Source organism: Pseudomonas sp. (genome assembly GCF_030147005.1).
In the GTDB taxonomy this organism is placed as follows: domain Bacteria; phylum Pseudomonadota; class Gammaproteobacteria; order Pseudomonadales; family Pseudomonadaceae; genus Aquipseudomonas.
On sequence record NZ_JASLAW010000089.1, the window covers coordinates 1 to 9057 of the forward strand.

Annotated in this window: 9 protein-coding genes; 2 read left to right on the forward strand and 7 right to left on the reverse strand. The window is 61.8% G+C overall.

Going from position 1 to position 9057, the window contains the following annotated elements; all coding sequences use genetic code 11:
- Positions 1-241: 241 nt before the first annotated feature.
- Entirely contained in the window at positions 242-793 is a 552-nt protein-coding gene (locus Q1V60_RS08175) for an AAA family ATPase (RefSeq protein WP_300629112.1), read from the reverse strand.
- 66 nt (positions 794-859) lie between these two features.
- Between Q1V60_RS08175 and dapF the strand changes: the two genes are divergently transcribed.
- Positions 860-1675, forward strand: coding sequence for a diaminopimelate epimerase (dapF, locus tag Q1V60_RS08180; protein WP_300629114.1), 816 nt, complete (start codon positions 860-862; stop codon positions 1673-1675).
- On the opposite strand, the gene Q1V60_RS08185 is transcribed toward dapF, so the two are convergent.
- A complete protein-coding gene (locus Q1V60_RS08185; protein ID WP_300629115.1) occupies positions 1635-2795 on the reverse strand; it encodes a PAS domain-containing sensor histidine kinase in 1161 nt (386 codons plus the stop codon). The two genes, dapF and Q1V60_RS08185, sit on opposite strands and share 41 nt — an antisense overlap.
- Positions 2785-3600: an alpha/beta hydrolase gene (locus tag Q1V60_RS08190; protein WP_300629117.1), complete on the reverse strand. Its 816-nt coding sequence runs from the start codon at positions 3598-3600 to the stop codon at positions 2785-2787. Before Q1V60_RS08190 ends, Q1V60_RS08185 begins: the two co-directional genes overlap by 11 nt.
- 131 nt (positions 3601-3731) lie before the next feature.
- On the opposite strand from Q1V60_RS08190, the gene Q1V60_RS08195 reads away from it, so the two are divergent.
- Complete coding sequence (locus Q1V60_RS08195; RefSeq protein ID WP_300629120.1) at positions 3732-4931, forward strand: YgcG family protein; 1200 nt, start codon at positions 3732-3734, stop codon at positions 4929-4931.
- A 12-nt stretch (positions 4932-4943) separates the two neighbouring features.
- On the opposite strand, the gene Q1V60_RS08200 is transcribed toward Q1V60_RS08195, so the two are convergent.
- The 4 genes from Q1V60_RS08200 to Q1V60_RS08215 form a co-directional block, all read right to left on the reverse strand.
- Complete coding sequence (locus tag Q1V60_RS08200; RefSeq protein WP_300629122.1) at positions 4944-6116, reverse strand: hypothetical protein; 1173 nt, start codon at positions 6114-6116, stop codon at positions 4944-4946.
- Between the two features lie 71 nt (positions 6117-6187).
- A complete protein-coding gene (locus Q1V60_RS08205) occupies positions 6188-6679 on the reverse strand; it encodes a GNAT family N-acetyltransferase (protein WP_300629125.1) in 492 nt (163 codons plus the stop codon).
- A 202-nt stretch (positions 6680-6881) separates the two neighbouring features.
- The gene (locus Q1V60_RS08210; RefSeq protein WP_124433020.1) at positions 6882-7175 is read right to left on the reverse strand and encodes a fructose-bisphosphate aldolase; all 294 of its coding nucleotides are present in this window, start codon (positions 7173-7175) and stop codon (positions 6882-6884) included.
- 291 nt (positions 7176-7466) lie between these two features.
- Positions 7467-8882 carry a cytosine permease gene (locus Q1V60_RS08215; protein WP_300629129.1) on the reverse strand — a complete coding sequence of 472 codons (1416 nt, stop codon included), beginning with the start codon at positions 8880-8882 and terminating at the stop codon, positions 7467-7469.
- Positions 8883-9057 lie beyond the last annotated feature (175 nt).

The following is a 9057-nucleotide window of genomic DNA, read 5'->3' on the forward strand; positions in this document are numbered from 1 at the left end:
AATCGAGATCCACACAACACCGCCCAACCCCCTGTAGGAGCTGTCGAGCTTTAGCGAGGCTGCGAAAGCGGTAGATCAGGCGATGAAGTATTGACTGTACCGCCGCCTTCGCAGCCTCGCTGGGGCTCGACAACTCCCACATTTGAATAATGCCGTTATCGAGCGCTGCGCTCGCCGCGAAGGCCCCCTCAATTCGAGTTCCACACAACACCGCCCAACCCCCTGTGGGAGCTGTCGAGCCTTAGCGAGGCTGCGAAAGCGGTAGATCAGGCGATGAAAATGTTGACTGCGCCGCCGTCAACAGGTGGGCGTGGGCTGCCGTGAGCGCCTGTGCGGGAGTCAGCTGTGCCGTATCGAGGGTGAACGGCGGCTTATCCCAAGCTTCATATTCATGTGCCAGCACCGATGGCCACGTCGGCGGCAGCAGCCCTGGAATATCACTCTCACGGCGCTCCACTCTGCGCCGGTGTTCCTGCTGATCAGAGCAAACCACTTGAATGTCGATCAGCTCAACGCCTGTGGCCAGCGCTACGGCGCGCCAAGCCTCGCGGCTTTCTCTTACCGGGTTCACGCAGTCAGCGACCACCGGCTGTCCAAGGCGCACATTGCTCAATGCCAGCGCCGTGGCGACGCGATAGCCGCCGGCGCCCACATCACCGGCCAGCACGCCGGACTCGCGCAGCGCTTGCTCGATTACATCGATGCGCAGGTACACCGCGCCCATTCGGCGTGCCAGCTCCCCGGCAATCGTGATTTTGCCGGTGCCGGGCAGGCCGCTGAATACGATAAGCATGGTCCATCTCCTCGTGTGTGCAGTGGTGTTAGAGTAGGGCCGCTCCGTTCGACCACAGGACCGCCCATGACTTTGCCCTTCGTGAAGATGCACGCCCACGGCGACGACTTCATCATCATCGACCGCCGTGGCCAGGATAACCCCATTACCAGCGAGATCGCCCGACGCCTGGGCGATCGACACACCGGCATCGGCTTCAATCAGTTGGCGGTGATCCTCGACTGCGAGGACGCCGCCGCCCGCGTCCAGTTCTGGAATACCGACGGCACCCCCCTGCAAACCTGCGGCAGCGCGACACGTGGTGTGGCCGACCGCCTGATGCATGAGGCCGGTACCCATGCCATCGTGCTGCGTACCGACCGGGGTTTGCTGACCTGTGTGCGCGTCAGCGGCCAGTGGGTGTCGATCGACATGGGCGCACCTTCGTTGGAATGGGCCGCCGTGCCGCTGGCCAAGGCGATGGACACACGTGTGCTGCCCATCGACGGCGAGCCCGCCGCCTGCGGTATGGGTAACCCGCACTGTACGTTTTTTGTAGAGGACATCGCTGCGGTCGATGTCGAAGCCGTGGGCCCGGCCCTGGAACATCACCCGCTGTTCCCCGCCAGGACCAATGTGCATTTTGTGCAGGTAATCGACCGCAACCGTATCCGCCTGCGCATCTGGGAGCGTGGCGGCGGTGTGCCGTTGGGTTCCGGGTCGTGTTGTTGCGCGGCGGTGGTCAATGGCGTTCGACGTGGGCTGCTGGATGACAAGGTGGAAGTCGAATGCGACGGCGGCACGCTGACAGTGCAGTGGGACGGGCAGGGCGGGGTGGTACTGACCGGCAGCGTCGAGCCGATCATGCAAGGTGCGGCGTACCTGCCGGAAACTTCACGCTGAAGGTGGTGCCGCGCGTCGCGCAGGAGTTCACCGCCACATCACCGCCGTGCACCCTGGCCAGCTCGCGCACGATATACAAACCCAAGCCCACGCTGCGCACATCGCTGCCCTGGTGGGTGCCGCGGGTCATGGGTTCGAACAACCCGGCCAGCAACGCTTCGGGAATCGCCGCGCCGTAGTTGTGCACCGAAACCTCACCGCCCCTGGCGCCCAGGCGCGAGGTGACGGTGATTGCCTGTTGCAGGTCGCCATAAGCCACGCTATTGGCGACAAGGTTGCCGATCATCTGCTGCACACGGTCGGCATCCAGGCACGTGTCGCCATCGCCCTCGGCGTGGTGCACCAGCGTGGCCTTGGGGAAGGCCACCTGCAGTTCGTCCACGGCGCGATGAATCACATTGTGCAAGTCCAGTGGTTGGGCCCTGATGGTGATGCCGTGGCCGACCCTGGCCTGGGTGAAATCCAGCAGGTCGGCGATCATGCGCTGGGCGCGTTCGGACGATTGGCCGATATGCCCGAGCAACTGCTGCTCCTTGGGCGTACGCTCGCCGCGTCGAAGAAAGTCCGACGCCATGCGGATCGCGGTCAGGGGGTTCTTCAAGTCATGACTGACAATCGCCACCATCTGTTCGGCGAACAACGCACGTTGCTGGGCAATGGCATAGGCCTCGCTCAATTCGGCCTGGGCTTGGTGCAGCGCCTGTTCGGTGGCGGTTTTTTCCTGAAGCAGCGCTTCGGCCAGCTTGCGTGCGTTGAGCAGCTCGCGTTCGTACTTGTCGCGGTCGGTGGTGCCGAACAACGCCAGGTCGTACACCACGCCCTCGGCCTCTCGGCGCTGACTGGCATTGAGCAGCACGGTGACTTTGTGCCCGTCGCGATGGCGTATGTCGAGCTTCACCTCGTTGACGCTGCCGTGCATGCGTAGCATCGGCGCCAGATGGGTCTGGTAGAAAATCCGCCCGCCCATGCTCAGCAGGTCTTGAAAGCGTTGCCCGCACAGCTGGGCGGCGCTGATCCCGAGCCAGTCGCTCAAGCGCTGGTTGGCGTGCACAATCGTCCCGTCCTGCAAGGTCACCGCCAGGGCACAGGCGGCGCTGTCGAACAGTGACTCAGCCGGCATTGAGGCTTGCCCACGGCGCCAGGAACTGATCCATCGCCGCTGCGCAGGCCTGCGGCGCACTCATGTGCGGGCAATGGCCGATGTTATCCACCAGGTGATAGGTGCTGTTGGGCAGCACGGCATGCAGGTATTCGCCGACGGCCACGGGGGCGATCACGTCGTCGCTCGACTGCAGGATCAGCACTGGCGTGGTCAGGCCGGACACATCCTCACGGTTGTCCGAAAGAAATGTCACCCGCGCAAATTGCCTGGCGATGTCGGGTTCGGTGCGGCAGAAACTCTCCGTCAGTTCGGTGCTCAGTTCAGGTTGCCCGGGGGCGCCCATGATCACCGGGGCCATGCTGCTGGACCAGCCGAGGTAATTGCTGTCGAGGGTGTCGAGCAGGTCTTCGATGTCGTCGCGCTTGAAGCCGCCGACATAGCCCTCGGTGTCGATATAGCGCGGCGATGGGCCGATCATCACATGCGCCGCGACCCGCCCCGGCGCGAGGCGGTCGGCGAGGGTGCCGATCATTGCGCTGACCGAGTGCCCCACCAGAATCACCGGGCCTTCGCCATAGGCGTCGATCAGCTCGTTGAGGTCGCGGGCGTATCCCTCCAGCGTGCTGTACCTGGCTTTGTCGAATGCGCCAAGGTCCGACAGGCCGGCACCCACCAGGTCATACAGCACCACGCGGAAACGTTCGAGAAAATGAGGCACCAGAGCGTTCCACATTGCCTGGTTGCAGCCGAAGCCATGGGAAAACACCAGGGTTGAAGAGCCGTGACCCATCACATTGACGTTGTTGCGGTGACGTAGGTCCATGACTTTCTCGTAGATGGCTTATTGCTATGCAGCGTAGCGGCAGTTTAGATAGTCGCAGGCCTTGGGTCACGCGTTTGCGCGTAGATAAGGTAAAGTCGGCGCCTTCAGGAAGAAACTTTAGGTAACAATACATGATGGTGATTCTACGGCAATCGGTCTTGAGCGTGCTCGTTCTGGTATTGGCCAGCCTGTTGATCACCGCCAGGGCCGACACTTCGCCCATCGGGGTTGCGCTCGACCAGCGGGTCATTGACCTGACGAACACCCTCGACGCGGACACCGTCCGGCGTCTCAAACAGCAACTGGCCGACCTGGAGCAGCGCAAAGGCGCGCAAGTTGCCGTATTGCTGGTGCCCAGCACCGGTGACAGCGGCATTGAAGACTATGCCAACCAACTGTTCCGCGCCTGGAAGCTGGGACGCAAGGACGTCGATGACGGCATCCTGCTGGTAGTGGCGAAGAACGATCACACCCTGCGCATCGAAGTGGGCTACGGGCTGGAAGGCACCGTCACCGACCTGCTGGCCCATCGCATCATCGAAGAGCGCATCACCCCGGCGTTTCGCCAGGGCGACTTTGCCGGCGGTGTGCAACAGGGCGTGGACGCACTGGCCGTGCTGGTGGACGGCGGCGACTTGCCCGAAGTCGCCGAGCGCGGAATCAACCCGCAATTCATCGCGCTGCTGGCGGCGTTCGTCCTCGGCGGCCTCCTGGGTGTGCTGCTCGCCGCCGGCAAGCTGCATTGGCGCAAGGCCTTGATCGTCACGGTGGCGGCCACGCTGTTGCTGGCGCTGCTGGGCGGCGGTCAGGAATGGCCGATGTTTCTGTTTGTCATGCCGCTGACCTTGTTGATCGGCGGTGCCCTGTTTGGCGCATTGTGGCAAGTGCGGGCGCTGTTCTACGGCGTGATAGGGTTGTTGGTCTATATCGCCGGGCTGGTGGTGGCGGACCGGTACATGGACGTCAACTTTATCCATTGGCTGCTGTGGCCGGTGTGTGTGTTGGTGGTGCTGGGGTTGTACCTGGTGCTGCTGATGATCATGCGGCAAACCTGGAGGGCCAGCCGCACAGGTTTTGTCGTGCGACTGGTGGCGGCGGTCGTCGTGTATGGCGTGGCCGGGCTGGTGATCGACGGCGGCCGCGACGGCTGGCTGCTGGCGTTCCCTATCGCGTCGTTCGTCGCCTTGATCCTTTTCGGCAAGGTCGGCGAAGGGTCGGGGTCGGGTTCGGGCGGTGGCTCCGGCTCGAGTTCAAGCGGTTCCAGCTCCAGCAGCAGCTCGTCCGGCGGCGGTGGCTCCAGCGGCGGCGGCGGGGCATCGGGGAGTTGGTAAGGGACGCGGTTTTCACGGTTCCTTGTGATCAGGTGGGTTGCCGATGCCTGGTATCGACGCGGTTGCCGGGTCTGATTTTTTGGGCCGGCGTATCGCGTTGCTGCTTTGCGTGAGCACGCAATAGGCCGAGTATTGCGGCCACTCCTTGCGGCTTTTGTTGATCAGGCTGGTAGGACATAACAACAGCACGTCACCGAAGGAAAACAACGGGAACGCCGAGACCTCGGGTTTGCCGCGCACGGTGCGCACGTCGCCCCAGATGTGCGTGTCAAAGTCTTCGGTCGCGTAGGACGTTGTCAGCATATACACCGCTTCCACCGGGTTCCTGGCTTTCATCATCAAGGCTGCCGAATACACGATGGCAGCAGGACTGCCCGGCGAAATGACGACGATCACGCCTCCGGACACGAGCACCATCAGCAGGCCGACGCTAAGGCGTTTGAACAAGTCCGCCTTGCTGACGTAGAACACCACCACTGGCAGCAGCGCAACCGTGGCGGCGAATATCGAGATAACCATCAGATGCCTCAATGCCTCGGGCGTGTCCTCACCCGTGTAGGCGTGCAGGATCAGGCTGGCGGGGAACACAGCGCAGATCACAGTTTCCGCCAACAGCAAGGCGACCATCAGCATGAACCAGCACCGTAGTGGCCAGCTCCGGGGGTTGCCGGGGCTGGCCATGGTTGCGCAGGTGTCGACCGCCACCCGGAATGTGGGAATCGTCAGCAGTGCAAGCAGCGAGACGCCGAGCCAGATGAACATCCAGGTGAGTTTGCCCCAATCGTCCAGTTTGGGGCCTTCGAAGTTCTGCCACAGCAGTGCAACAATGCCCACCAGTATTGGCATAAACAGGATGCCGACCAGCTTGTGCTGCAGGGACGCTACGTCATTGAACAACGAGACCGTAAGCCCGAACAGCACCGTGGTCGACAGCAGCACCAGCAGGTACGCCCCCAGCATCCCCATAACCGCGGCGAGCCACGGGATCAGCGCAGACTTGGCCTCCAGCGCGGCGGCCATCAGATCGGGGCGGCCAATCGAAGTGGCGTAGGTCGACAGCGTATAAAACCCCAGCAGCGTACCGAGCCCGGTGAAAAGGACGCCCAGCGGTGCCCAATAGGTCGCCACTCGTTTAAGGTTTTTTTTCAAGGTTTGTTGAAAGGTCAGCGGTGTTGCATTGGGCACTTGGAAATCCTTCCCTGAACCGAGCATGAGTCGGCTGATGTGTTGAGCTGCTTGTTGCGCGAGCGCAGCCGTCAAAGAGACATGACCATCTCATGCCACGCCATCCCGCCATGCTCGGACGGCGATGGCTGCACGTAGGTGTACCCCATACGGGTGTACAACGGTACATGCCGTTCTTTGCACATCAGGTGAATGGCTTGCTTGCCCATCGCCCGCATGTGCTGCACGAACTCGGCCATAAGCTTTTTGGAATAACCTTTGCCCTGGTGGACCGGGTCAACGACCACCGACATGATCACCACATTCGTCGCTTGGGCTGAATGGCCCACCAACTCCTTGAACGCCTCGTCCGACATCACCACGTCATGGGCGCAGCCGCTGTTGATAAAACCTACCGTTTCGCCATCGGCTTCAAGGATGAGAAAGCCTTGGGGGTACTGCGTGATACGCGTGGCAATTTTTGCCAGGGTGGCGGCTTCGTCGCCTTCGTAGGCGGTGGTTTCGATTTCGAAACAGCGGCGGGCGTCGGTAGGGAGGGCGGTGCGGAAGGTAAGGGCGGGCATGGAGTGTCCTGGGGTGTTGGTGAATGGGCACATCATAGGCATCAGGCAAGGTCACTGCCAGCCAGACGGCCGCCTTCGCAGCCCCAGCGAGGCTGCGAGAGCGGCGGCGCAGACACCCTTATTCCCGCGGCCACTCCCCATTTTCAGCCTCCCGAAAACCAGAAAACCCGCCAGGGCGGGTTTTCTCACAGCTCACATCACATCAGGCAACAGCGGGCGAATCAAAGCCGCGCTTTTCAATCACGGTGAACACATCCGCCACATCCTGGACCATGATCCGCGCGGTATTGGCAACGGTGTTGATGTCGTGCTCGGCATAGTCGGATACGTTGGAGCAGGCCATCAGGTGCAGGTAGGCGAGCGCGGCATTGAGCCGCTCGCCGGCGCAGGCGTGCAATTCGCTGAGCGGCGCATCGCTGTCGATCAGCAGCACGGGGTAGTCGGTTGCGGTCTGGGACATGGGGGTGAAGCGGCGGGGCGGGTGTTGAGTTGTCATGGTGTAAATCCTCAAATTAAGAAGAATTACCACCGCGTCTGCTGCGAAACAGATTGGGTGGCAGCTGTGCGCGGGTTCGCAGACCGGACGATTTACACCAAAACCCGGCAGACCCGAAGGTCTCCCACGCACAACCGCCATAAAACATTCGGCAGCCGGGGGCGGCTGGGGCATGTTTGACGGTGTTGGTGTAAATCGTTATAGGGCTGCGAAACCCCATCGCCGGCCAATGCCAGCGACGGGGCGAACTATAAAGTGACCTTCGCACAGGCGCAACCGAGAGCGTCTGTATCAGACCCCACCCACCAATTTCCCCCCGTCCATCCGGCGCTTATACGCACTGTCCCGGCTCGCCAACCAGAAGTACAACGGCGACGTCACCACCAACCCCACCACCCACGACAGGTCTGCGCCGTTGATGTGTTCGGAAATCGGCCCCACGTACAGCGGCGTGTTCATGAACGGAATCTGCACCGCGATGCCCACCGCATACGCCAGCAGTGCCTGGGGGTTGTACTTGCCGTAGATGCCGCCATCCACGCGGAAGATCGAAGCGATGTCGTACTTGCCTTTGTGGATGGCGTAGAAGTCGATCAGGTTGATCGCTGTCCACGGCACCAGCACCACGAGCAGCACCAGCACCATGTCGACGAAGTGGCCGATAAAGTCCTTGGAGGCGAACACCGCCGCAATCGAACAGGCTGTGAGCACGATGATGGAGATCACCGCGCGACTTTTCGCCGTGGGTATCCAGCGGTAAGCGAAGGTCTGCACCAGGGTGATGATCGACAGCACCGCGCCGTACAGGTTGAGGGCGTTGTGGCTGATCACGCTGAGCAAAAACAGCACCAGCATCAGCGGGCCAATGGCGCCGGTAGCGAGCTTGACCGCGTCCATGGTGTCCATGCCCACGGGCGTGGCGAGCACGGCGACGGCGCCGAAAATGAACGCCAGGCTCGAACCCAGGGCCGAACCCAGGTAAGTGGTCCAGAAGGTGGCGGCGACGGGAACGTCGGCCGGCAGGTAGCGCGAGTAGTCGGAGACATACGGGGCGAATGCGATCTGCCACAGCGCGGCCAGGGACACGGTGGCCAGCCAACCGGAAATGTTGAAGCTGCCGCGCGTCAGGAAGTCCGTAGTCTGCACGTGGGTGAAGATATAGCCGAAGCCCAGCACGATACCGGCGCCCAGCACCCAGGTACCGATGCGGTTGAGCACATGGATGAAGCGATAGCCGATGATGCCGATGATGCCGGAACCGATGGCGCCGATCACAATGCCGACCGGCACCGGTACCGCATCGACCACGCCGTGCAGGGATTTACCGGCCAGCACGATGTTGGAGGCGAAGAAGCCGATGTACATCACGCCGGCAATCACCACCACCAACAGCGCGCCAAGGGAGCCGAACTGGGCGCGGCTCTGGATCATTTGCGGAATGCCCATTTGCGGGCCTTGGGCCGAGTGCAGCGCCATCAACACACCGCCGACCAAATGGCCGACGAGGATGGCGACGATGCCCCACACCAGGTTGAGGTGGAACAGTTGCACACCCAAGGCACCGGTGACGATCGGCAACGGCGCGATGTTGCCGCCGAACCACAGGGTGAACAGGTCTCTTACCTTTCCATGGCGATCTTCCGGGGGCACGTATCCAATCGTGTGTTTTTCGATAAGCGGGGCGGAGGATGTTGCAGTGGTAACCATGACGAGCTCCAAGGCAAGGTGAGTACGTGGTCGTACTTCGCTGTGCGCCGCAGACGCGGCGCTTTGTTGTTGGAGTGATCATCTGCAATGGACACGGGGAGGTAAATTAGTAAGTTTGTTGCTATAGACCTTAAAAAAAGTATCTCGCGGCGATTTTTGCTCCGGTATGTTGCAT

What these genes read in the sequence shown, in the direction of transcription:
- Q1V60_RS08175 (WP_300629112.1), bottom strand. Translation starts at nt 793, where the DNA reads ATGCTTATCGTATTCAGCGGCCTGCCCGGCACCGGCAAAATCACGATT.
- dapF (WP_300629114.1), top strand. Translation starts at nt 860, where the DNA reads ATGACTTTGCCCTTCGTGAAGATGCACGCCCACGGCGACGACTTCATC.
- Q1V60_RS08185 (WP_300629115.1), bottom strand. Translation starts at nt 2,795, where the DNA reads ATGCCGGCTGAGTCACTGTTCGACAGCGCCGCCTGTGCCCTGGCGGTG.
- Q1V60_RS08190 (WP_300629117.1), bottom strand. Translation starts at nt 3,600, where the DNA reads ATGGACCTACGTCACCGCAACAACGTCAATGTGATGGGTCACGGCTCT.
- Q1V60_RS08195 (WP_300629120.1), top strand. Translation starts at nt 3,732, where the DNA reads ATGATGGTGATTCTACGGCAATCGGTCTTGAGCGTGCTCGTTCTGGTA.
- Q1V60_RS08205 (WP_300629125.1), bottom strand. Translation starts at nt 6,679, where the DNA reads ATGCCCGCCCTTACCTTCCGCACCGCCCTCCCTACCGACGCCCGCCGC.
- Q1V60_RS08210 (WP_124433020.1), bottom strand. Translation starts at nt 7,175, where the DNA reads ATGACAACTCAACACCCGCCCCGCCGCTTCACCCCCATGTCCCAGACC.
- Q1V60_RS08215 (WP_300629129.1), bottom strand. Translation starts at nt 8,882, where the DNA reads ATGGTTACCACTGCAACATCCTCCGCCCCGCTTATCGAAAAACACACG.